Annotated in this window: 17 protein-coding genes and 1 pseudogene; 7 read left to right on the forward strand and 11 right to left on the reverse strand. The window is 52.7% G+C overall.

Annotation, left to right across the window (positions count from 1 at the left end; all coding sequences use genetic code 11):
- Positions 1 to 48: 48 nt before the first annotated feature.
- A complete protein-coding gene (locus EAH77_RS25225) occupies positions 49 to 204 on the reverse strand; it encodes a hypothetical protein (RefSeq protein WP_162541440.1) in 156 nt (51 codons plus the stop codon).
- A gap of 427 nt (positions 205 to 631) precedes the next feature.
- Here EAH77_RS25225 and EAH77_RS06165 point away from each other — a divergent pair, with 427 nt between their 5' ends.
- Positions 632 to 1,384, forward strand: coding sequence for an HNH endonuclease (locus tag EAH77_RS06165; RefSeq protein WP_161985777.1), 753 nt, complete (start codon positions 632 to 634; stop codon positions 1,382 to 1,384).
- Between the two features lie 188 nt (positions 1,385 to 1,572).
- Here the strand turns inward: EAH77_RS06165 and EAH77_RS06170 are convergent, their stop codons facing one another.
- The 5 genes from EAH77_RS06170 to EAH77_RS06190 all read right to left on the reverse strand — a co-directional run bounded on the left by EAH77_RS06170 (position 1,573) and on the right by EAH77_RS06190 (position 5,272).
- Positions 1,573 to 2,604: a methionine synthase gene (locus tag EAH77_RS06170; RefSeq protein WP_140470938.1), complete on the reverse strand. Its 1,032-nt coding sequence runs from the start codon at positions 2,602 to 2,604 to the stop codon at positions 1,573 to 1,575.
- A 28-nt stretch (positions 2,605 to 2,632) separates the two neighbouring features.
- Complete coding sequence (locus tag EAH77_RS06175; protein WP_140470939.1) at positions 2,633 to 3,616, reverse strand: DUF1852 domain-containing protein; 984 nt, start codon at positions 3,614 to 3,616, stop codon at positions 2,633 to 2,635.
- A gap of 242 nt (positions 3,617 to 3,858) precedes the next feature.
- The gene (locus tag EAH77_RS06180) at positions 3,859 to 4,560 is read right to left on the reverse strand and encodes an ArsR/SmtB family transcription factor (RefSeq protein ID WP_140470940.1); all 702 of its coding nucleotides are present in this window, start codon (positions 4,558 to 4,560) and stop codon (positions 3,859 to 3,861) included.
- A gap of 2 nt (positions 4,561 to 4,562) precedes the next feature.
- Positions 4,563 to 4,955: an amino acid-binding protein gene (locus EAH77_RS06185; RefSeq protein WP_140470941.1), complete on the reverse strand. Its 393-nt coding sequence runs from the start codon at positions 4,953 to 4,955 to the stop codon at positions 4,563 to 4,565.
- Between the two features lie 5 nt (positions 4,956 to 4,960).
- Complete coding sequence (locus EAH77_RS06190) at positions 4,961 to 5,272, reverse strand: antibiotic biosynthesis monooxygenase family protein (protein ID WP_140471461.1); 312 nt, start codon at positions 5,270 to 5,272, stop codon at positions 4,961 to 4,963.
- Positions 5,273 to 5,593: 321 nt separating this feature from the next.
- On the opposite strand from EAH77_RS06190, the pseudogene EAH77_RS25675 reads away from it, so the two are divergent.
- A pseudogene (locus EAH77_RS25675) lies at positions 5,594 to 5,800 on the forward strand (type VI secretion system tube protein Hcp); the annotation flags it as partial.
- A gap of 71 nt (positions 5,801 to 5,871) precedes the next feature.
- The gene (locus EAH77_RS06200) at positions 5,872 to 6,375 is read left to right on the forward strand and encodes a hypothetical protein (RefSeq protein ID WP_140470942.1); all 504 of its coding nucleotides are present in this window, start codon (positions 5,872 to 5,874) and stop codon (positions 6,373 to 6,375) included.
- Positions 6,376 to 6,572: 197 nt separating this feature from the next.
- Here EAH77_RS06200 and EAH77_RS06205 read toward each other — a convergent pair whose 3' ends face one another.
- On the reverse strand, positions 6,573 to 6,875 hold the full coding sequence (locus EAH77_RS06205) for a putative quinol monooxygenase (RefSeq protein ID WP_140470943.1): 303 nt from the start codon (positions 6,873 to 6,875) through the stop codon (positions 6,573 to 6,575).
- A 267-nt stretch (positions 6,876 to 7,142) separates the two neighbouring features.
- Positions 7,143 to 7,469 (reverse strand): hypothetical protein, encoded by a 327-nt coding sequence (locus EAH77_RS06210; RefSeq protein ID WP_140470944.1) that lies wholly within the window; start codon positions 7,467 to 7,469, stop codon positions 7,143 to 7,145.
- A 923-nt stretch (positions 7,470 to 8,392) separates the two neighbouring features.
- Here EAH77_RS06210 and EAH77_RS06215 point away from each other — a divergent pair.
- Entirely contained in the window at positions 8,393 to 9,073 is a 681-nt protein-coding gene (locus tag EAH77_RS06215) for a hypothetical protein (RefSeq protein ID WP_140470945.1), read from the forward strand.
- A 325-nt stretch (positions 9,074 to 9,398) separates the two neighbouring features.
- Here EAH77_RS06215 and EAH77_RS06220 read toward each other — a convergent pair whose 3' ends face one another.
- Together EAH77_RS06220 and EAH77_RS06225 are read right to left on the reverse strand one after the other, a co-directional pair.
- A complete protein-coding gene (locus tag EAH77_RS06220) occupies positions 9,399 to 17,978 on the reverse strand; it encodes a GH36-type glycosyl hydrolase domain-containing protein (RefSeq protein ID WP_431306751.1) in 8,580 nt (2,859 codons plus the stop codon).
- Between the two features lie 158 nt (positions 17,979 to 18,136).
- Positions 18,137 to 18,367 carry a hypothetical protein gene (locus tag EAH77_RS06225; RefSeq protein WP_140471464.1) on the reverse strand — a complete coding sequence of 77 codons (231 nt, stop codon included), beginning with the start codon at positions 18,365 to 18,367 and terminating at the stop codon, positions 18,137 to 18,139.
- 473 nt (positions 18,368 to 18,840) lie between these two features.
- Here EAH77_RS06225 and EAH77_RS06230 point away from each other — a divergent pair, with 473 nt between their 5' ends.
- Complete coding sequence (locus tag EAH77_RS06230; RefSeq protein WP_140470946.1) at positions 18,841 to 19,671, forward strand: AraC family transcriptional regulator; 831 nt, start codon at positions 18,841 to 18,843, stop codon at positions 19,669 to 19,671.
- A 93-nt stretch (positions 19,672 to 19,764) separates the two neighbouring features.
- Complete coding sequence (locus tag EAH77_RS06235; RefSeq protein WP_140470947.1) at positions 19,765 to 20,730, forward strand: DMT family transporter; 966 nt, start codon at positions 19,765 to 19,767, stop codon at positions 20,728 to 20,730.
- 91 nt (positions 20,731 to 20,821) lie between these two features.
- On the opposite strand, the gene EAH77_RS06240 is transcribed toward EAH77_RS06235, so the two are convergent.
- Entirely contained in the window at positions 20,822 to 22,069 is a 1,248-nt protein-coding gene (locus EAH77_RS06240; RefSeq protein WP_140470948.1) for an LVIVD repeat-containing protein, read from the reverse strand.
- A gap of 176 nt (positions 22,070 to 22,245) precedes the next feature.
- On the opposite strand from EAH77_RS06240, the gene EAH77_RS06245 reads away from it, so the two are divergent.
- Positions 22,246 to 23,334, forward strand: coding sequence for an oxidoreductase (locus EAH77_RS06245; RefSeq protein WP_140470949.1), 1,089 nt, complete (start codon positions 22,246 to 22,248; stop codon positions 23,332 to 23,334).
- Positions 23,335 to 23,499 lie beyond the last annotated feature (165 nt).

Below are 23,499 nucleotides of genomic sequence, written 5' to 3' on the forward strand. Positions count from 1 at the left end.
TCACTCGTGATTAACCAAAGGTGAAGGCGTAAGCCGTCACACCACTGTCTAAAAATTCGATGCTGAAGGTATTGACAGGCAATGCGCCCCGGTGCTGGCAAAGGATTGATCGGAATGGGCAAACACAAAGGACAGCCCCGGCAAAATACAGGGGCTGGCGATGGGCAGCCCGCCACCGAGGTAAGCAAGGATAAGGATCAGCATGTTGGTTCCTTAGTGCAGGGTGAGGGCTTTAATTCTTATGGATTTTATTCATGCTTTTATCCTGGCAAAGCGACCAGGCCTGACGCATGACGGTTGGATGACAAAATTGTCATGAAGTGGGGGAGCTGGCTATGAGGTCAGTGCCAGATATAGTCATTCGAACCCTGAGAGTGCTAATCCAAAAATAGCGGGTCAGGGTCTCAACCATGACTCCTGCGTCTCTGTGATGCTCATCTGATTTTATCAGATGGTTTTTATTGTTTCGCATGGGAGTATTTACCTGCGGCAAACTTATGGATGAGAACCGGCACAAACAAAAATTGTTTACCGAACGGTGAATATACGATGTTGGTGTATCCCATGAGTTAAAAATACTAATGATTTGATAGGGTTTGCCGATAACATACCCAAAATATAGGGGGTCATGATGTCAGAAGCTAAATATTTCAGTGATTATTACGAGTTTCTTAATTCACAGAACATACGCGATAGTGCAGGCATTGCCGCGGTAAAAACCAAGGGCCTTCATCTCGTATGGGAGAATGGAGTTCCTGTATCAACTGGAAACTGGGGATTTGCAGCACCAAGTGATATCGATTACCTCTTAATATTTTACGTGCAAAATAAATTACCAACACAGTTATGGTTGGGTGAGGTCGTTGACGCTACACGGGTAAGCAAACTAAAGAATGACGGCGACAACTACCAACTTCATCTCAGAAATGCGGTTTTGATCGGTGAAACAACTCAGAACTGGACAACCTTCACTGCTAATGGCCAATCGAATGGTATTCGAATTTTACAACGGAAGGCGCTGAGTTCATCCTCCATCATTACCGAAGAAATGCCGATGGGTATTCCCGCAGGTAACAGGCATCCTCAAAAAATCGCTGAAATTAGAGATGTCATTGAACGATGTGAAAAGGTTAAAAAATATGTCCTTCTACGTGCGAATGGCCAATGTCAGGGATGCTTTAATGAAATACCACCTTTGCTAACTGACAGCCAGGCAGTATTTCTGGAAGTTCATCATGTGAAATTTTTACGGAATTTAGGGCCAGACACCGTGGACAATACAGTTGCTCTTTGCCCTCGCTGCCATAAGCAAGCTCACCATAGTTATGATCGTCATAAATTCATGAAACATCTTTATGAAATGAACGATTTTCTAAAGCCTTGATTTTGGTGATTGGTAACAGTCAGGTCTGACGGGCAGTTCAGTGCCATAAGTGGGCATTAACAAATCGCACCTATACATACAGATGCCCCATAGGGGTTATGGCAAATCCGGGTAACTGACAGGTTGCCCGGAAATGAGGCTAACGTGGTGAAACGGCGTCCACCACATGCTGGGAAAATTTGGCGAGGTTATTTAGCCAGGAGCTCTTTTCGGACAATTTCTGCACCTGCACTTAGCGCATCCAGTTTGCCTCTGGCTACTGCGCGAGGTAAAGGAATCATGCCACAGTTGGTGCAAGGATAGAGCTTGTCGGCGTCGACAAACTGCAAGGCTTTTCGAAGCGTCGCGGCCACTTCCTCAGGTGTTTCAATCGTATTGGTTGCCACGTCAATGGCTCCAACCATCACCTTTTTACCCCGAATAAGCTCCAGCAGTTCTATAGGAACATGGGAATTTTGACATTCCAGTGAAATGATATCGATATTAGATTTTTGCAGTTTTGGAAAAATCTCTTCATATTGCCGCCACTCTGTTCCCAGCGTTTTTTTCCAATCTGTATTCGCTTTGATGCCATAGCCGTAGCAAATATGTACCGCAGTTTCACATTTAAGCCCTTCAATGGCTCTTTCTAAAGTCGCAATTCCCCAATCATTCACTTCATCGAAGAACACATTAAATGCGGGTTCATCAAACTGGATAATATCGACACCCACAGCCTCTAATTCTTTGGCTTCTTCATTAAGAATTTTAGCAAATTCCCAGGCGAGTTTTTCACGACTTTTGTAGTGGTTATCATAGAGCGTATCGATCATCGTCATCGGCCCTGGCAGGGCCCATTTAATCGGTTGTGTGGTTTGCTGGCGTAAGAATCGGGCATCTTCGACAAAAACGGATTTTTGGCGACTCACAGGGCCAACGACTGTCGGCACACTTGCTTCATAGCGATTACGAATTTTAACGATCTCACGTTTCTCGAAATCAACACCGTTGAGATTCTCAATAAACGTGGTGACAAAATGCTGACGCGTTTGCTCGCCATCACTGACAATATCAATACCTGCTTGTTGTTGATCTTCCAGGCATAAACGCAGAGCATCTTGCTTACCGTCAATTAATTCCTGATCTTGCAATTTCCAGGGTGACCAAAGTGTCTCAGGTTGCGCAAGCCAGGAAGGCTTCGGTAAACTGCCCGCAGTCGATGTCGGTAATAATTTTTTCATCACAGGTGACCTTATATTTTTTAGTTAATCAAAGAACGGAATGAGCAGACCATTGTTCAAGAACCGTTTGGTAGGGTTTGATGAAGTTTTCTTCAGTAAACTTCCCCTGTTCAACAGCCAACTGACTACGTTCTTCCCGATCATAAATAATTCGGGTTAAAGAATAATCCTGGAAATTCAAGCTTGGTTGATACTGTTTTCCTGCTGCGGAATTCGCGTTGTAAATCTCAGGCCGGTAAATCTTTTGGAAAGTTTCCATTGTGCTGATGGTACTGATCAGCTCAAGATTGGTGTAATCACTGAGTAAGTCGCCACTAAAATAAAAAGCCAGAGGCGCAACGCTGTTTTCAGGCATAAAATAGCGGGCCCGCAATCCCATTTTTGCGAAATATTCATCAGTCAGGGATAGTTCATCCTGCTGATATTCGACGCCCAATACAGGATGTTGATTGCCAGTGCGATAATAGATGTTTTTACTTGAAACACTCAGGCAGATAACAGGGGTTTTATTAAAACACTCTTTATAGGCATCTGAGTTAATAAAACATTTAAATATATCGCCATGTAACTGGCCAAAATTAGCTGGAAGGCTGAATTCTGGTTGGTTTTTATTATGCTCTGACAGCAAAACACTGAAGTCATAATCTCGCACATAAGAGGAGAAGTTATTGCCTAAAATGCCTGCAAAACGTTCATTGGTTTTTTTATCAACGATAGTCGTTTTCAATATTTCAATCACCGGGAAAGTATCGGTCTTATCTTCAATATTGATATTCAGCTGAGCCGTAATGATGTCAAGTTCGACAGAATAGCGATCTGCCTTGGGGTTATCCCAATGTGCCAGGGCGTTGAAACGGTTGTCAATCATCACCAAGGTGTTGCGCAAGTTATCCTGGCGTTTCTCACCCCGTGCCAAATTAGCAAAGTTGGTCGTAATACGCGTATTTTCCGAGGGGTTATAATTTTCGTCGAAACGAAGACTCTTAAGAGTAAATGTGAAGTTTTTATTCATTGTAATTTTACTTCCTGACTTCTGATATAAAACCTGATGTTATTGCTTGCTTTTCAGGGCTTACCCGTTTTATTTTCGGGTTTTCTTTCAGCAGTCTTCATGTTTTATAAGGTTAATAGCAATGTACAATTTATGCCTGAGTCATTGAGTGAGGAAAAGTGATTTAATTTCATTAAACATGAGCCATATTCATGATCGGGACAGTGCATTTGCCCGCGTTGATGAGCCAGGATGGAACCCCCTCACACCTCAATATCAAATAACCGCCTCAGCGCCGCTTTACCGCTGGAGGTGATCGTTACTTCCCGGTAGCCCGGAACGCGCGTCAGCCAGCCCTTTTGTTCGCAGTGGGTGAAGAAAGCGGCTCCCGCATCGCCGCCGAGGTGAAAGCGCCTCTCGCTCCAGTCGAGGCAGCCGCAGCAGGCTTTGCGGCGTGTTTTGGTGTCGAGCACCACGCCGGATGCCTGGAACTGTTTGCGGCCTTCGGACGTCATTGTATTCCCATCAGCCTCAAACCAGCCCCGGCTTACCATCACGTCATAAATCCTGACGGCAATTTCACCGGCCAGATGGTCATAACAGGTGCGGGTGGCTCTTAACTGCAGCGGGGCGCGGGTTTGGGGGGCAGGGATTCTCTTCCATGAGATGCCCATCATCATTTCAATCAGCTCGGCAATATCATGCCCGGCCAGACGATAATAGCGGTGCCGCCCTTGCGAAAGACAGGTGACCAGTTTTTCACTGAACAGCCTGGCCAGATGTGCGCTGGCGGTGGAAGCAGCGACATCAGCCACGATGCTGAGCTCCGTCGCCGTCCATGCCCGGCCATCCATCAAAGCACAGAGCATTTTTATGCGCGACGGATCAGACATGGCAGCGGCAACCGCCGCCATGGAGAGCTCCAGTGAGTCATTGTCATCAATCGCTTCAATCTGTTTAAGCATGTTTACTCAGCCTCAATGGCCCACTTTTCGGTGACTTTGCCTGCGATAATATCATTGTCGGTGATCAGAATAAGTCGGTTTGCGTGGTCACTGTATTGCGTCAGGATATTGATACCCTGTTTCGCCAGCGTTGCGGCTATTTCACCCAGCTCACCCGGACGTTCCTGCTTGAGTTTTCTGATCAACGGTTGATGAACATTGCGCACCTCAATTCCGGCACTTTCCAGCACGGCTCTGGCTTTGTTGCCATCTTCAACCAGGAAGTGGGCATGGCACTCGGAGTCTGTGGTGAAAACTCCTCCGCCTTCCAGGCCCACGCCGTTACGTCCGAGTGTCGCGCCTAAAAGCGCCAGTTCACCGGGCTTATTGTTCAAAAGAACATGAATATCGTACATCTGTTTTATCCCCGGTTTTCTGATGAGTAATCCCTGACGACGTGTGCAATGCGGATCCGGTAATAAGAAAAGATCGATTCACGCCCTTCAGCCTGAGCTTCCTGATGAAAGACATTTTTCTTCCACTCAAGTACTGACTCCTCATCCCGCCACCAGGATAACGACAGGATTTTTCCCTCAGTGCTCAGGCTCTGGAAACGCTCGATGGAAATAAAGCCTTCAATGTCAGCCAGCAGGGGCTTTAATTCAGCAGCGAGCTGGAGGTAGCGCGCCTGTTTAGCCGGAACCGTATCCGCTTCGAATATTACTGCGATCATCATTCATCTCTCTGGAGGGGGAATGAGCGCCACTTTACGGATTTAAAAACAGGATGCTTCGCTGGGGAGCGAAATGTGGGGGAAACAGGGGAATTCACTATCACTCTTTTTGGCGGTGTTCATATACAGAGCTATTGTTTTTTACATTTATAATTCCCATGCAAATCTGGGAATTATTCATGATTGTTATGGGGTTGCTTTAACGCAATTGCACTTTCGCCAGGCAACGCAGGGTTTATACATCCGCTCACAAAAAATCTTATTGTTTGGACGATTTTCGGGGAGTATCTTTCCCGTACAAAACATAAGGAGTTGTTAACAATGACGATACCCGCGTACTTGTGGCTTAAAGATGATGGCGGTGCTGATATTAAAGGATCTGTAGATGTTAACGGTCGGGAGGGTCGCATTGAAACCCTGGTAATATCCCACGATGTTTCAATTCCGAATGATGATAATACCGGGAAGTTAACGGGTACCCGAGTTCACGGTGAACGTACGCATGGGCCAGCAGGTTTTGCTTCGGAAGGCGGTATTATTTTGACTCCTTCGGTTCGCCGACTAATACGCAGCGCTTCTGAACAACTTGGGGTAATAAGATGAAGCGATTCGCTATTCTCTTCCTCTTTCCTGTAATAGCATCCGCCTCAATTACACCAAAAGATATTCGCAATGAAATTCATCAATATGGATTCGCTGATTTCGCTGCCAAAGTATCACCCGGTGACTGGCAAATAACGGTAGATAATATTTCCAGTGGTAAAAGTGAATGGGTAGCGCTTGCACCTGATTTAGCGCCTGTAGTTAATCTGAACCAGGCAAATCAGCTTACGGATGCGCTTTACTACGCATTGGCACCCAATGCTGAAGCAACGTTAAAGGTGCTGGCAATACTTGATAAACAGCATGATGTGCATCAACAAGGCACCGCTGTATCCTGTGTCTTCCCTCTCGATAAACCAAAAGATGAAACACAGCGCGTTTATAATGAAACGCGTTTGTCTTTGCTTAATGCAGGGCCGCAGGCTGCACAATGTCTTTGGTCACTTGAAGGCTGGATGGAACAGGTCAAGGCGGAAAACGCCCATAATGAAAAGAAATGAAGGTGAGCCGTACACTCATTCTTTGTTTGGTCAGTTCAGTGCCAGAAGCAGGCGTTAATTAAATCAATGGGCATTAATCAACTGCGAACATGCCATCATCGAGAAAATGACAATGTGGCTCTTCAGAAAAGGATCTGAATTACTGCCTGCATGGGGAAATAGCTGGAACGGGCTGAACAGCCCTGTTCCTGTCTGCTTTATGAGCCGTCTGGGTTCACTAAGCAATTCATAAGAATGTAATGTGCTTCTTTACGCTTGTGTTGATCAATTAAAGGTACAAGCCGTCTGAAATGTTCACTTGAACAATGATCGTCGAGGGCCGCATGGTCCTGCCATTCCTCTATAAAAATGAAATGCCCCGGATCCTTTTCATCAATATACAAATCATAAGCAATACAGAGAGGCTCTCTCTTCGTTGCTGCTATCAGCTCACGGTACAAAGGTATAACTATTCCAACACACTCGGGTTTTATGAAATCTTCGGCAATGACTTTTAACATTCGAGGCTCTCAGTTAAAAACAGATGGCACACTATGTTGTAAAAACGTATTTTGGACAAGATTTCTTAGTGCTGACCTGCTCCCGTTGATTCGTGCAATATGATTTTAGCACTATTTTCATAGTGATCTGATTGTCGTACCCACTTTATAGCCAGAAAGTCCCTTTCTCGCACTGAAACTCAGATACAGAACTTAATCAGCTATTCAGTGACTTGGTTAAATTCTGCACCTGCCGTTAATGTTTCTATTTAGAATGGGAATGGTATGTTAAATTGAGTTTTTTCTTCTGATTTGTGTTGTTTCTCTACGATTAAAGTTTGGCCACTCATTGATTGGCCATGATACAGGACGTTCATTGTTTCCTCCCGTAGCGATGTAATTGACTGCGCGTATATATTTAAAGTATTCGGGAGGTATAACTAATTGCAGGTTGTTGGACATGCCGTTTAAATCATTTAAATTATCACGCGGGCTAATGCCATACTGGCTAATGTCCATTATATCCCACCTGCATTTTCTCAGTTGAGGTAAAGGAACGGTTGAATATATTTTTAAAATAATGGAGCCGTCGGTGGATTTCGCGATTTTACCCACGGAAGACCCTTTCTCGCCATAGTCGGGTTTTTTGAAACTATCCCGCTGTTGTGCTACCCGAGAGAAAAAAGAGACTAAAAAACCACAATCCCTGGCAACATAAAGTCCTGCTCCCAGGGCGGCATAAGCGTGACTTACTTTTGGCCCATCAATAATTAATCCCGTTGCTGCCGCTTTGCTTGTGCCATGATATCTGAGTAGAAATATGCATATTCCTTATAATATAAATACCGACCAGTCCCCATGTGCTTTATTAATGCGTCTGCTTTATAAAAATCAACGTAAATTAATATGCTTTATGTATGAGTGTGATTTGTTTATTAATTGGAGTAATAACTTAAGGGGCTGTTAAGCGTTACCCCGATGGGTTACTATTTTTTTTGGTGATATATAATAGAGTAACCTGATGGCTAAATAAAGCATTATGCATGATGTATGTTTTAAATAGAGGGGGTAATGGTATCTACCTGTATCGTGGTTTTTAAATCTTCGCCAGCCACACCTCCACCACATAATTCTCCTCGTCATCCGTCAGCGGTTGTTCACCCCTGTTCACCTGATATTCACTTTCGCCGTGTTTGACGGTGATCTGATACTGCCTTGCTGATAGGTGAGGGGGACCTGCGGCCCGTCGGCGGGCAGAACCGACCCGCGCCAGCCGCCGCCGTTGTGCGCTGGCTTCTCATAATCATAAAAAATGAAGAGAGAAGATCTCAGAACGTCATATTCCATGCCCTTGTGAAAGCCAGTTTACTACTGTAGGTTATTTAACCTTTTTCAGCGATGCTTAATAAGTCTATTATTATACTTTGGTGTCTTTTTATTTATTATTTCTTTCCTGTATTCGTATTCTAATATATTTTTGTTTAACCCAAATGCAATGCATAAGCACAATGAATGTTTACAGTTGATGGAGACTTACTATGGATGGTGAAGCGCTTAAAATCCTTCTTAAATATCAGGGGAATTATAATTTCTTCTGCCAGGATAAATATATTAGAAGTAATGGGTGGGCGAATGTCGACTCAAGGACGCGTAAGGGGGCATGGATTGGGAATCAGTATAATGAAAAAGGACAGGTAACAGCCTATGGTCTGGAGGGGGGCGTTTGTGTGGGGCTAGGTGTTGCCTATCTTATCTCTGGAAATGAGTGGGAGACTTTCAATGCATATATGATGAGTGACCGGGGGAAAAGCGTGATCCGTGGCACAGCGAATTTACAGATGCTCACTCAACATTCAGCGGTGCCCAGCCCTGAAGGATGGCATACAGTTCTTAACGTTAACCATGTTCGTTTTGTTAAAGAGTTTGACATATCTTTCGATCTATTTACTGCAAACCCACGCCAGGCTTTATGGAGAGAACTGACTCCAGAGGTTGGATATCTTATTCTGGCTTATGGCAGAACATGTGGCCATGTATTAAGTATGAGATTAAGACAGGGAACAATAACATTATTTGACCCTAACTCCGGTGAGTATTCATTTCCTTATAAGAATGGCCGCAGCCCCGGGATGGAGTCATTTCTTTCGTATTTTACCACTGTGCTTTATACTCGGTTTACACTTTTCCTTGCTGAGAAGTACGTCTTAAGTCGATATTAATTAACGGGATTTAATCCTTAATCCTTAAATCTTCATTGGTATTAAATTTAGATAATGGATTTTATGCCGTTGGGTTAATTGAATTATTGCTTTGGCTGCAATGTGTTAAAAATTGACTTTCAATTTCCTCATGATTAATTCTTTAAATGAATTGCAGGTGATTAAATTATTTATTAAAAGGTGAGCTGGTTAATATTCATTTATATACAGTTTCCACACGCATTTACCTGCACGTTGACGGGTTTGCCTGACCTGAGATCCAGACGTTAATTTCCGGGTTCAGGCCAGGCAAAACTCATCACTTCAACTTATATCTGTATCAGGTTCACCCCGCCAGCCATACCTCCACCACATGATTTTCCCCGTCATCCGTCAGCGGGATCATCCCGTCGGTCAGCGGTTGTTCATCCATGGTTACCTGATAGTCACCTTCGCCGCGTTTGACGGTGATCTGGTACTGGCTGCTGCCTTGCTGATAGGTGAGGGTGACCTGCGGCCAGTCGGCGGGCAGGCGGGTGTTGATGGAGATAAACCCGCCGTGGCGTTTGATGCCGAGCAGTGATTCGGTAATAAGCCGGTAGGTCCAGCCGGCGGAGCCGGTGTACCAGCTCCAGCCGCCGCGGCCGTTGTGCGGGTCGACGGTGTAGATGTCGGCAGTGATCACGTACGGCTCGACTTTATATTGCTCAACGGCGTCGCGTGTCAGGCTGTGGTTAATGGGGTTGATGAGGCGCATCAGTTGCCACGCCCGTTCAATATCCCCCATTTCGGCGAAGGCCATCACTGCCCAGATCGCGCCATGGGTGTACTGGCCGCCGTTCTCGCGCACGCCGGGCAGATAGCCACGAATGTAGCCAGGGTTCGGCCCGTCGCCGTTGAACGGCGGCGTCAGCAATTTGATCAGCCCGGTTTTATCGTCCACCAGCCGCGCATCCAACTCTTTCATCGCCTGCTGGCTGCGCTCAGGGTCGCCCGCGCCGGAAATCACCGACCAGCTCTGAGCAATGGCGTCAATCTGGCACTCGTTGTTGAGGTGCGAACCGAGCGTCTCTCCGCTGTCGAAATAGCCGCGCAGATACCATTCGCCGTCCCAGGCGTTATCGTGCAGATTTTTTTTCAGGGTAGCAGCCTGCTGGTGGCACAGTTGTGCGATGTCAGCACGCTCCAGCCGTTCGGCCAGCGCCGCGAAGCGTTGCAGTACGTTGTAGAGGAAGAAGCCGAGCCATACGCTTTCACCCTGGCCTTTGATGCCGACGTTGTTCATGCCGTCATTCCAGTCCCCGGCGCCCATCAGCGGCAGGCCGTTTTTGCCGAAGTTCAGACCATGCTTGATGGCACGCACGCCGTGTTCGAACAGCGACTCATTAAGCCCGCTGAGCGTCGGTTGTTCATAGAATGATTCCTCTTCCGGTGCCAGCAGCCGTGCTTCGATATAGCCCACCGGCTGCTCTGCTATTTCTGTATCGCCAGTGACGTCAATGTAATGACAGATTGCCAGCGGCAGCCACAGGTAATCATCTGAGCAGCGGGTGCGCACGCCGTTACCGGATGGCGGGTGCCACCAGTGCTGGACGTCGCCTTCGGCAAATTGCCGCGAGGCACACAGCAGGATCTGCTCGCGCATACGCTCTGGCGCGGCGTGGGTCAGCGACAGGGTGTCTTGTAACTGGTCACGGAAACCGAACGCGCCGCCGGACTGGTAATAGCCGCTGCGTGCCATGATGCGGCAGGCCAGCGTCTGATAAATCAGCCAGCCGTTGGCCAGCAGATTGACCGCCGGTTCCGGGGTGGTGATCTGAATCTTATCCAGCACCTGATGCCAGTGACGGTGAATATTATCCAGCTCGCTGCGGGCGGTGCCTTCGTTGAGGAACTGGCCGATAAGTTGCTCGGCCTCCTGTGCGTTTTGCCCCACACCTAAGGCGAAGACGAAGGTGCGCTGGTCGCCGTCAATAATGGTGGTCGCTGACTGCACCGCGCCGCACGGGTCGAGCGCCGCGCCGGTTTTATCCGACAGCCGCTGTTGCTGCATTCCGGCCGGAGAGGCCGCCGAACCGTTGCGGCCAATGAACTCGCGACGGTCACCGCTCACTGAACAATGAACGCCCGTCACGGCAAAGAAGCCGGTGCGTTCAGAACCGTTGCTGCCGTAGTGATTAGTCGCCAGTACGCTGCAACCGCGATCGGCAGGGCCGGGACGGGTGACGATGTGCATGGCGGATTTGGCACGCAGATCGGCCATGATCCACTCGACATACCCGGTGGCCGACAGCTTACGCGGTCGCCCGGAGGCGTTGCTCAGCGTCAGAATGAACAGTTTGACTGGCGCGTGTTCGGCCACCAGCACCGTCAGTTCGCTGTCGATGCCGCTCTGGCGATGTTCGAAAATGCTGTAGCCGAAGCCGTGGCGCGTCAGGTAATCGCCCTTGCCGCGCACCGGCAGCGGGGTCGGCGACCAGACCTCACCACTCTCTTCATCGCGCAAATAGAAAGCTTCACCGGAGCTGTCGCTGACCGGATCGTTCTCCCACGGCGTCAGCCGGTATTCGTGCGCATTTTCAAACCAGGTGTAAGCCTGTCCGCTTTCGGAAATCACCGTGCCGAAGTTGGCATTGGCGATGACGTTGGACCAGGGCGCCGGTGTGTTTTTCCCCTCTTTGAGCAGGATCTGATATTCGCGTCCGTCCGGTGAGAAGCCGCCCAGACCGTTGAAGAACGCTAACTGTGAGGTGTCGAACACACGCGGTGCCGCGCGGTTTTCCACCTGGCCGGACAGCGGAACCAACGCTGGCCGATTATTACGGGTGGTCTGCAATTTCTGGTTTACCTGCTCGAGCAGGCTACCGTGGCGATCGTCAACCAATATGCTGGCTACGCTCATCAATAAGGTGCGATCTTCCCATGTCATATGCTCGGCTTTTCGCACGAAAATTCCGCCGGGTTTATCCATCATGCTCGACTCTGCACCGGCCGCCACGCGGCTCATGATCTCGTTGTGCAACTCTTGCTGGTAGCCGCCCTGATCATTACTGAGGATCACCAGATCGACGCTCAGCCCCTTCAGCCGCCAGTAGGTGTGCGCCTGGATCAGGCTGGTCACCATCAGCATGTTTTCATTGCTGGTGATCGACAACAGCACGATTGGCAGGTCACCAGAGAGCGCATAACCCCACAGGCCGGACTGCCCGCGCCGGTTGTGGCCCAGGGTTTTTGCATCGGCGCGCAGCTCGGCGCTTGGGAACAGCACGGCGCTGGCCAGCCGGTTAAACAGGTTGGCGTCATCCTCGTTGGCGTTAATCTGGCGCAGCATCACCTGGCTGTGTGACCAGGCCATCTCAAACACGCGGTCGGCGATATTGTGGTCGCGGTATTTTTCCATCATCGCCAGACTGAGGTGTCGCTCTTCGGTGATGCCGTACACCATGTCGATAATCAGCGGAATACCGGGTTTGAGCACCACGCGCTGGCGGATGGCGATGATCGGGTCGAGCACCGGCCCGGCGCTGTTACCCAGCGGGCCGGCGGTTTTCAGCGCCTGCGGATCGGCTGCGGTCTGGCCGCGGCCGATAAAGGCGGCACGGTCGGTCTCAAATGAGGTCTCGCGGTCGGTCGGGCCGTGGATCGCCATCATATGGAACAGCCACGGGCAGGCTTCGTTCTCTTCACGCGGACGGCGATGGCAGAGGATCCCTTCGCGATCGGCCACCAGTTCGGTCTGAATAAACAGGTTGCTGAAAGCCGGATGCGTCAGGTCGTTAGCGGCAGGCGCCAGTACCACTTCGGCATAGGTGGTGATTTCAATGGTACGCGGCTGGCGGCCACGGTGGGTCAGAGTCATGCGCCGCAGTTCGACATCATCTTCCGGCGATACCACGATTTTGGTATGAATGGTCAGTGTGCCTTCGGTGCGTTTGAACTCGACGCCTGCGTCGGTAAACACCGCCAGGTACTGGTTGGCTTTTTTGCCGACCGGCTGCCAGGCGTTGCTCCACATCTCGCCGGACTGCGGGTCGCTGATGTAACAGAAGGTGCCACGGTTATCGCGGGTGACATCCTCACGCCAGCGGGTCAGCGCCAGGTTGCGCCAGATACTGTAGCCGCCACCCGCCTGCGTCAGCATCAGGTGATATTGCGTGTTGGAAAGCAACTGAACTTCCGGGATCGGGCTGTCGACGTTGTTGAACTGGCGGATATCAAAGTTGGTGGCTTTGAAGGAGCCTTCGACCGATTCAAACTGACGGCGCGGGCTGTAAAGTTCCACGGCGTCCGGCACCCGTTCCTGCAACAGCAGGCGGGCGGACTGGAATGAAGGATTGGCGGCGAAGCGGTCGACCATCGGTGCATCAAGCAGCAGATGGGAGAGTGCCAGCAAGCCCATGCCCTGATGGTGTGCCATATAAGAGCGGACAATCACGTAAGTCTGGCCGCGATTGAGCCGCGACGGCGAGTGATCCAGTGCTTCGTAGAAACCGTACTGGCCGCGTGCGCCCATGTTTTCCAGTTCAACCAGGTTGTCGCAGGCTTTTTGTGGTGCCACCACCAGCGCCATCAGCGTGGCGTAAGGGGCAATCACCATGTCCTCACCCAGACCACGCTTGAGGCCCAGCCCCGGTACGCCGAAGGCGTGGTACTGATAGTTGTGGTTAGGGTCGAACGAGGCGTAGGCCGATTCAGAAACCCCCCAGGGTACGCCGTGCTCGCTGCCCCATTCAATTTGCCGGTTGACCGCCGCTTTGCACATCTGCACCAGCAGGGTGTCGGGGTAGCCCGGCATCACCAGTTGCGGCATCAGGTACTCAAACATCGAGCCGCTCCATGACATCAGCGACGGTTGCTTGTTGATCACCGTAAACAGGCGTCCCAGTGCAAACCAGCTTTTCTGCGGGAGTTGGTTGGTGGCGATGGTGAGGTAGTTGGTCAGGCGGATCTCAGAGGGAAGCAGATCATAGTGGCCGCTGTCGAGGCGGCCGATATCGCAGTTATAGCCGACACTCAGCAGGTTGGTGGTGTTGTTATAGAGGAATTTGAAGTCCATCTGCGCATGATCATGAAGCCGTTGTTCCAGCTCGCTAATCAGCACCAGACGTTTACGTGCCAGCGTCACCGTCAGGGCCGTTTTCGCCCGGTTCAGCCCCGGCACTTTACCTTCCAACCTTGAAAGCCACACCAGCGACGGCAGCACTTTTCCGGTCGGTTTCTGCTGCATCCAACCAAACAGCAACGCCCACTCTTGACAGAATTCGCTCAGTTGCTGTTGCAGCGCAGTTAACCAGCGGTGGTCTCCGGTGACCTCATGCAACAGGGTTGAGGTGAGTGTTAGCATGGCATTCAGTTCGCCAAACACCTGATGTAATGGCAGGGAACCCGCATTCACCCAGTGCTGGCGCAGCGGTTTGAGGATCTCGCGTTTGGCGGTGCCTGCGCCACTTTCTACCAGATATAAGGTGTCTTCCAGACCGGCGAGCACGTTAGCGATATTCATGGCCGGCTGGTCGCGCATGCCGGTAAATCCGGTGCTTAGGGTGAGCAGATGTCCCGCCAGGTTGCCGCTGTCAACGCTGGAAACATAGCGCGGGTTCAGTGGAGCCAGCGAGCGGGTGTCATACCAGTTATAGAGATGGCCGCGGAAATGCTCGAGTTTGTCGAGGGTATCGAGCGTTTGCGTGGTACGCAGCAGCAGTTCGCCCTGAGTGATATAACCGAAGTCATGCGCGGTCATGTTTGCCAGCAGCGACAGGCCGATGTTGGTCGGCGAAGTGCGGTGAGCAATCACCGGTTCGGGCACTTCCTGATAGTTATCCGGCGGCAGCCAGTTCTCCTGCTGGTTCACGAAGGTGGCGAAGAACGACCAGGTTTCACGGCCGGTCTGGCGCAGGAAACGGCGCTGCCTGAGGTTAATATTACTCTTCGGCCGCACCGGTTTTTTACTCAGCCAGCTCAGCAGACGCGGTGCCAAAAACCACAATACACCGAGCGGCACGGCGAGAGTCATCAGCAGCGGGTTGAAGTGCATGGTGAGTAAAATCAGCGCCACGCCCGCGACCGGGTTTATCCACATCGCGCGGTAGAAGTTCTCCGGCGCCAGTGAGAAGCGGAATTTACTGGCATCAAAACTGGTCCACTCCTGCAAATGTTTGTGGCTGACCACCAGCCGCCACAGCGTGACGAAAATGGCTTTGAGGGTGTACCAGCTCTCATGCGGCAGGGTGGCCAGATGTAACACAAGGTTGGACAGGCGGCTGAGCGTGCCGGAAATCACGCAGCGGATATGCTGAATCAGCGGGCGGCGTGGCCCTTTGTTGAGCAAGTCCAATACCAGCGCGATAGCGGTCGGCAACAACATCAGCGTGGCGATAAAAGCCACCCAGTAGCCTGGGTTTGGCACCAGCGACAGGGCGGCGAAAATCATCACCAGTAGCGCGGGCGCGACTAAACTGCGGCGCAGGTTATCCAGCAGTTTCCAGCGCGATAAGGTACTGAGCGGGTTAGCGGCGCGCTGGCCATCGGCTTGCCGCACGCGCAGGCGCAGCCAGTTGAGCAACTGCCAGTCACCCCGGATCCAGCGCGAACGCCGCGACACATCCACCAGATAGTTGGCTGGATATTGCTCGTACAACACCACATCGCTGAGCATACCGGAGCGTGCATAGCAGCCTTCCAGCAGGTCGTGGCTGAGCACCAAATTCTCCGGGCAGGTGTTGGCGGTGGCTTGAATAAACATGTCGACGTCGTAAATGCCTTTGCCGACGAAAGAGCCTTCGCCGAACAGATCCTGGTAGATATCGGACGACATCGATGAATAGGGATCATTACCCGGAATACTGCTGCTCATCGCCGCATAACGGCCCTGACCATAGCGCGGGATCTCCTCGGCCAAACGCGGTTGCAAAATGGCATACCCCTGCACCACGCGCCGCAGTTGCGGGTCGTAGAGCGGGTGGTTAAGCGGATGGGCCATGGCGGAGATCAACTGATGCGCGGTGGCGCGCGGCAACACGGTATCGCTGTCGAGGGTGATGACATATTTGACCGCACTGAGCTGGCTTTGGGTGGCACCCACCACGGTGGTGAACTGCTGCGCTGCGCCACGCAGCCAGTGGTTCAGCGCGCTAAGTTTGCCGCGTTTACGCTCGTAGCCCATCCATACGCCCTGTGCGGCATTGAACTGGCTTTCGCGGTGCAACAGGGTAAACAGGCGTCCGCCGCCGTCTGGATATTTGCGGTTGAGCTGGCTGATTTGCACGCTGGCATACTCCAGCAGCAGATCATCGCTGGGGCGAAACTGGGTGCTGCTGTCGTAAAAGTCAGCCACCAGTGCGAAATAGAGATGCGCACGGGCGTTACCGAGATAACAGACTTCAAGGCTGTTGAGCAGCGTATCAATGCCTTTGCGGCTGCCGAGCAGGCAGGGGACCGCCACCAGTGTGCTGAACGCTTCGGGGATCTCTTCGGAGAAATCCAGCCGGGGCAGCGGATGCGGCGTGCGGGTGCGGGTCGTGACCTCACTCAGCAGGCTCATGACGAACTGGCTACATACGATGACCACCGGGATCGCCAGCAGCCACAATACCCAGTTCATTCCCTGGGTATGCGTGCGGAACAACAGATCGGCGGTCATGGCAGTGATGAGCAGGCTCAGGCTGCCCAGCCAGGAGAGCAGCGGGGTTTTGTTCAGCTGATAGCGGAAGCTGCTGAGCGGCGAGAAGTGGACCCTGAGGTGTTTTTCCAGCGCGTCGCGGCCTTTATCCACCAGAAAATAGCCGACATGCTGCATCCGGCTGCCTGGCGGTGCCTGTTCGGTCAATACAATGACCTGGCGGGCAATACCGGCTTCGTCATAGGGGCAGTGCCGCGCCAGCATTTCGATCACGTGGCGGTAGTTATCGCGGGTATCAAAATGCATGGTCGGGTAAATGCCCGACGGATCCTGATGCAAAATGGTTTCGACCAGACTCATGCTTTCGGCAAAGTCGGCCCAATTCATCTCATTGAGCTGGCGCAGGCCGGTGATGCTGTTGCTGACCGACAGCTGGCTGACCGCCAGATGCTGGTTAAATCGGGCGATCAGTTCAGCGGTCGTCAGGCCCGCTTCCGCCAGCCGTTGTTCAATCCAGGTCAACGGCAGGGCCAGCATTGAGCCATGGCCCTGCAGGCGGCGTACCAGTTCGGCCACAAAGGCGCTGGTACGCGGTGGGTTGGTGCGCGCCATATCGGCGATAACAATGATCAGCCGTGCCGGGTCATTCTCGGCCGCATCCTGCATTTTGGTCACCCAGCGATCGGCCAAATTGCGTTCCTGCTGGGCCTTGGCAACGTCAATACTGACGCGGCGCAGATTTTCGATCAACGCCAGGCGCAACATGCCGGGCAGTGCCCACAGTTCGCCGAGTTTTAGCGGTGTGACTTTCTGGTAAGCGGCGACGAAACGCGTCAGGGTGTCGGCATCCCAACGGCCATCGCTGTGGGCGATGGCTTCAGTGGCGATATCATAAATACGCGGGCAGTGGTGCGGCGCGGCCAGCGCAGGCAGACCTTTACCGAAGTTTTTCGGCAACAGCTGACGCACCAGACGGATCTGTTCTTCAATCAGATAAAAGTTATCGAGCAGCCATTCCCCCGCGGGCGCGATACTGTTCTTCTCGCCCGAGCTGAGAATAAGGCAGTTACGGGTCAGCAGAGTTTCATTGGCTGCCAGCCGCTTTAACAGGTAGTAGGGCGCTTTTTTACTCGACAATTTATGGGATTGCGCCAGCTTTTCGCCATAACGTTCCATCTGGTCGGCAGAGAAAAGTTCTGCTGCAATGGGGGTGTTTTCCTGACTCTCCCTCACCGTGCGCGGTGTGACTCCCGGCGACACGGGGGGATCTCTTCGATTCTTTAACCAGACAATGAAAGGGTTTTTCACGCGAACATTCCTTATGCGTACGCAAAAGGACAGGTATCGGTAGACTGAATGTATACGTACGCTGAGTGAGTGAAGAACGAGCGGGGAAGCTTCACGGATGGACGGTAAGGCGATAACCGGTTGTATTAAGCGTAGCAGTGAATGCCCGAAGGCACGGGTTATATTGAAGAATTACCCTCTGGCGCAGGCGCAGGTTTACTTTTCGTCACCCGTCGAGCGAGATCGGGATCACCCGCGACAAACTCGAGCGTTGGCGAGTAGTAGTAAGGCAGCCATCCGCCGTAGTTATCCTCCCATTCCCAGTGAACGGGGCAAGGCCATAGTAAGTCTTCATGCATGATGAAGTAGGTCCATCGGCCGTGTGGACGGCGTGGTTTAGCAGTGTTTATTGATTTGATGATGAGAATCCCGCAGTGGCGCAAGACATATTTTGACCTGCATGGGCTCAGGATTCAAGCCTGAACCGCATTACGGGCCATTTAAACTGGCTATTATTGTCATGAGTCATGCCTTAGCGCTTATTTTGCACGCTTAGGACCCTTCCTACACGCAGTTAGGACGGGCCTGTCTGTTCATCGGGAACGATTCCCGGCAAAATTCCCGGCCATAACGTGCTGACCTTCTGCTTTTCTGCGACGGAAGAACACCTGACGTCCCTTTTTTTCGGACTCTGGACGGTCTGGAGGTGATGGGTCGTTTACGCCTGCTTGATTTGCCGGTCAACGTGCTGGCGCTGACTTCTCAGTCTGCGGCGACTTGCTTTCCCTCTCCGCATTCGAAAGCCTGAGGGAGTAAGCTGCCGGGGAAACTGCTATCTTTAGCGGATTAACGTTAACGGCCAGCCTGAGAAAGGGGCGATACAGTGCAGGGTGTACCAGAGTTTTTTCCCTTTGATAAGGATTGTGCGCAGTTTAAAACCTTGCCGCATCTGCCCGGCGTTGAGCTGTACCACGCCCATATTGACCGTTACGCCTTTGAGCCGCATTCGCACGATGCGTTCGGCATCGGTACCATTGACCACGGCGCTGAGCGTTTTCGCTATCGCGGTAGCCAGCATTTGGCGTCAACCGGTTCGCTGGTCATGATGAACCCGGACGAGATCCACACCGGCCAGTCTGAGAGCGAAGGCGGCTGGTTCTACCGCATGATCTACATTGAGCCGCAGGTGTTTGAGACGCTCACTGGCGAAAGCGGACGCTGGTTTACCGAGGTCGTCAAATCGAACCCACAGGCCGCCCGCCAACTTTCCCAACTGCTTTGTGCACTGTGGCACACACAGGATCCTCTGGCACTTGATGGTTTGATGCTTTCGCTGACCGGACTGCTTCGTCCCCATTCACGGGTGGCGCGCAAAGCGGCTGACGAACCGGCCCACCGTTTTGACGTGGTGAAAAGCTACCTGCGCGATAACTACACCCGCACTATCCAGCTCGATGAACTGGCCGCGCTGGTCTCTCTCAGCCCTTACCACTTTCTGCGCACGTTTAAATCCCAGTTGCACGTCACCCCGCATCAGATGCTGATGGCGATTCGCCTCAATGAAGCCAAGCGTATGCTTAGTCTGGGGATGCCCGCGGCACAGGTGGCACAGAGCGCCGGTCTGACCGACCAGGCGCATCTGACCCGCGCGTTTTCACACCGCTATGGGGTGACGCCGGTGCGCTATCAAAAACAGGTCCATCCGGCCAGATAACCCGGCCGGTTCCGCAAAGAGCAATCTCATACAATACAGCGCCCCGTCGTTGGCTCTACTCTGCCGCCCTGTGCACAATTTCTGAGGTTAACGATGTTTAAAGGCGTGCTGTTTGCCCTTGCCGCCGGGCTGATGTGGGGACTGATTTTTGTCGGGCCGGTGATGGTGCCGGAGTATCCGGCGACGCTGCTGTCGACCGGACGTTATCTGGCATTCGGGCTAATAGCCCTGCCGCTGGCCTGGTATGACCGCCGACGCTTGCGTGAGCTGAGCTGTCAGGACTGGCTGGAGGCACTCAAGCTGACCGCCATCGGTAATCTGCTCTACTACCTGTGTCTGGCGAGTGCTATTCAGCGCACCGGTGCCCCGGTTTCTACCATGATCATCGGCACGCTGCCGGTGGTGATCTCCCTGTGCGCCAATCTGTTTTATAGCCAGCATGACGGGCGGTTGTCGTGGCGCAAACTCACGCCTGCGCTGCTGCTGATTGCCTGCGGGTTGTTGCTGGTCAACGTGGCTGAACTGCACGGCAGCACGCAGCCGTTCGATGCATGGCGCTATGGCAGCGGCATTGGATTGGCGGTGATGGCCGTCGCCTGCTGGACCTGGTTTCCGCTGCGCAATGCGCACTGGCTGCGTCAGCACCCGGATAAAAAACCGATCACCTGGTCTACCGCACAGGGCGTGGTGACGCTGCCGCTGGCGCTGCTGGGTTATGGGTTGGCCTGCCTGCAATTGTCCTTGTCACACAGCGGTTTTGCGCTGCCGCTCGGCCCGCGTCCGTGGGTGTTTCTGTGGCTGATGCTGGCGCTTGGGGTATTTTGCTCGTGGATTGGCGCGCTGTGCTGGAACGAAGCCAGCCAGCGCCTGCCAACGGTGTTGGTCGGCCCGCTGATTGTCTTTGAGATCCTCGCGGGGCTGGCCTACGCCTTTATGTTGCGTCAGACCTGGCCGCCGCTGATGACCCTCGGTGGCATCGTCTGTTTGATGGTCGGGGTGATCGTAGCGATGCGTATTAAGCCGCAAAAATCCCGGATCAGTAGGATCAGTAATAGCTAACGGTGAACACGGCCTTGCGGTTGGTCAGCCATGGACTGACTGACCGGAAAGCGCAAAACCTGTGGGGTCATAAAATGGGGAGACTTACAGATCACCCCAGATATTCAATGATCGACAAACCACCGTTGTAGTCGGTGCTGTAAATAATACCCTGAGCATCAACAAATACGTCGCAGGACTGAATGACCTGAGGGCGCCCGGGGCGTTTATCCATCATGATTTCTGGCGCAGCGGGAACCAGTGCACCGGTCTCTTTTGGCTGATAGGGATTGCTGATGTCATAGGCACGAACACCGGCATTCTGGTAGGTGGCGAAAATCAGCGTGGAGCTGATAAAGCTGCCGGGGCGGTTTTCATGCAGGTTGTGCGGGCCAAAGTGCGCGCCTTTTTTGACGTAATCGGCGTCGTCCGGCTGCGGGAAGGTGCTGATGCTGACCGGGTTAGCCGGTTCACGGATATCAAACAGCCAGATAAATTTCTCGCCATCCTCCTGGTTGTCCAGCACCGCTTCGTCGAGCACCACCAGCAGGTCGCGGTCGGGCAGCGGCAGCGCGGTATGGGTGCCGCCGCCAAACGGCGGGCTCCAGTTGCGGTGCGAAATCAGGCTTGGCTGGCTGCGATCGCTGACGTCCAGCAGCGTCAGGCCGCCGTCGCGCCAGCTGGCGTAGGCCGTGTCGCCGCTGATAATCGCGTGGTGCAGTGCGTAGCGTTTGCCCTCCGGCCAGTCCGATTTTTCCCCTTCAGCAGTGTTCATGCCCGGCAACCACCAGCGGCCAGCCACTTCCGGCTTGCGCGGATCGGCTAAATCGATGGTCAGAAAAATGTAGTCGCTGTAGCCGTCGAGCAGGGCCGAGACGTAAGCCCAGCGCCCGCCGACGTACCAAATACGGTGAATGCCGATGCCGTTAAGCGGCAGGAAACTGATTTCGCGCGGCTGGTCGGGTGTCGAGATATCAAAAATTCGCAGACCCGCACTCCAGCCGCGATCCTGCACGTCCTGAACGGTCTCACTGACCGAACGGGTGTAATAAACTTTCTCATCGGCAAAGCGCGTATCGGCAAACAGGTCGCGGGCGTTGATCACCAGCAGTAAATCGTCATGCGCCTGCAAATGCACATTCCAGGTACCTGGCGGTGCTGCGACGTAACCTGCGGCACGCGGATTTTTGGCATCGCGCACATCCACAATGGAAAAACCCTGCGACACCATATGGCCGATGTACGCAAAGCCGCGGTGAACCATCACCTGCACGCCATCGGGCCTGCCGCCCTGATCGCTGTGGCCAATAAGACGCATGTTATGACTGTGATCGGGAGTAGGAAGTGCCGGGGAAGCCATGTAAATCCTTAGAATGAGGTTATTTTCTCAGTCTTCACGGCTTTTAGGTTGTTGGCAATGAACGAAATAACATAAGTTAACACCAAAGAGTATTAGCCATCTGGATGCCTGAACGGGAAAGTAGGGACATTGATCATCTTTATTACCGTTTTCACTTATTCAAACAGGGGAAATTCATGAGCGATACCGATATCCGCGTTGTTACCGGTCCGGCTAACTACTTCTCATGCCGTGGTGCTATCGCACGGTTGTCTGATTTTTACTCCGAGGAACAACTGGCGGGTGCGCTGTGGATCTATGGACAGCGTGCGCTTGAGGCAGCAAAACCCTGGTTGCCGGAAGTGTTTAACGCAGCGGGCGCGAAGCGGGTGCTGTTCAGTGCACATTGCAGTGAAAGTGAAGTGGCGCGCATCGCGGCGCAGGCCGGGGATGATCGCCGCGTGGTGATTGGCGTGGGCGGAGGCGCGGTGCTGGATACCGCGAAAGTCGTCGCCAGAAAATTGGGTTTGCCGCTGGTGGCCATTCCGACTATCGCCGCCACCTGCGCCGCCTGGACGCCGCTTTCCGTTTGGTATAACGACGCCGGGCAGGCGCTGCGCTATGAGATTTTCAACGATGCCAACCATCTGGTGCTGGTCGAGCCGGAAATTATTCTGCGCGCGCCGCAGGAGTATTTGCTGGCAGGTATCGGCGATACGCTGGCGAAATGGTATGAAGCGGTGGTGCTCAGCCCGCAGCCGGAACAACTGCCGCTGACCGTGCGTCTGGGGTTGAATACCGCGCTGGCTATCCGTGATGTGCTGCTGACGCAGAGCGAGTTGGCGCTACAGGCGCAGGACCGGCAGCAACTGAGCCAGGATTTTCTCGACGTGCTCGACGCCATTATTGCCGGTGGTGGGTTGGTCGGCGGACTGGGTGACCGTTATACCCGCATCGCCGCTGCACACTCGGTTCACAATGGCCTGACCGCGCTGCCGCAAACCGATGCGTTTCTGCACGGCACCAAAGTGGCTTATGGCATTCTGGTGCAATCGGCACTGCTCGGGCAAAACGACGTAGTGCAACAACTGGTGGCGTTGTACCAAAAACTGCATTTGCCGACCACCCTCGCTGCGCTGGAGGTGGATATTCATCAGCCGTCACAGATAGAGGCGGTGATCGGCCGTACGCTGCAAAGCGGCGAGTCGATTCACAATCTGCCCTTTGCGGTGGATGCACAAAAACTGCGTGCGGCCTTTGAGCAGGTTGAAGCACTGAGAGGATGATAAAAGTGAGCGTGTTAACCGGTCAGATGATCTTTATCGCGCGAGGGTGTTGATGCAGAGTTTACCTCTGTCAGCGTACTGTTACCTTGGTGTCAGGTTGCTGTCGTGTTGAATCATTGCCGTTGAATGCATGCTAATCCGGTGTTCAACAATCAATGAATGGTG

The sequence above is a fragment of the Ewingella americana genome (assembly GCF_006438725.1).
GTDB classification, from domain to species: domain Bacteria; phylum Pseudomonadota; class Gammaproteobacteria; order Enterobacterales; family Enterobacteriaceae; genus Ewingella; species Ewingella americana_A.

Coding starts and splice junctions, on each gene's coding strand:
- EAH77_RS06205 (WP_140470943.1), bottom strand. CDS start 6,875: ATGTTAAAAGTCATTGCCGAAGATTTCATAAAACCCGAGTGTGTTGGA.
- EAH77_RS06200 (WP_140470942.1), top strand. CDS start 5,872: ATGAAGCGATTCGCTATTCTCTTCCTCTTTCCTGTAATAGCATCCGCC.
- EAH77_RS06180 (WP_140470940.1), bottom strand. CDS start 4,560: ATGCTTAAACAGATTGAAGCGATTGATGACAATGACTCACTGGAGCTC.
- EAH77_RS06165 (WP_161985777.1), top strand. CDS start 632: ATGTCAGAAGCTAAATATTTCAGTGATTATTACGAGTTTCTTAATTCA.
- EAH77_RS06175 (WP_140470939.1), bottom strand. CDS start 3,616: ATGAATAAAAACTTCACATTTACTCTTAAGAGTCTTCGTTTCGACGAA.
- EAH77_RS06190 (WP_140471461.1), bottom strand. CDS start 5,272: ATGATCGCAGTAATATTCGAAGCGGATACGGTTCCGGCTAAACAGGCG.
- EAH77_RS06170 (WP_140470938.1), bottom strand. CDS start 2,604: ATGAAAAAATTATTACCGACATCGACTGCGGGCAGTTTACCGAAGCCT.
- EAH77_RS06185 (WP_140470941.1), bottom strand. CDS start 4,955: ATGTACGATATTCATGTTCTTTTGAACAATAAGCCCGGTGAACTGGCG.
- EAH77_RS06245 (WP_140470949.1), top strand. CDS start 22,246: ATGAGCGATACCGATATCCGCGTTGTTACCGGTCCGGCTAACTACTTC.
- EAH77_RS06240 (WP_140470948.1), bottom strand. CDS start 22,069: ATGGCTTCCCCGGCACTTCCTACTCCCGATCACAGTCATAACATGCGT.
- EAH77_RS25225 (WP_162541440.1), bottom strand. CDS start 204: ATGCTGATCCTTATCCTTGCTTACCTCGGTGGCGGGCTGCCCATCGCC.
- EAH77_RS06215 (WP_140470945.1), top strand. CDS start 8,393: ATGGATGGTGAAGCGCTTAAAATCCTTCTTAAATATCAGGGGAATTAT.
- EAH77_RS06235 (WP_140470947.1), top strand. CDS start 19,765: ATGTTTAAAGGCGTGCTGTTTGCCCTTGCCGCCGGGCTGATGTGGGGA.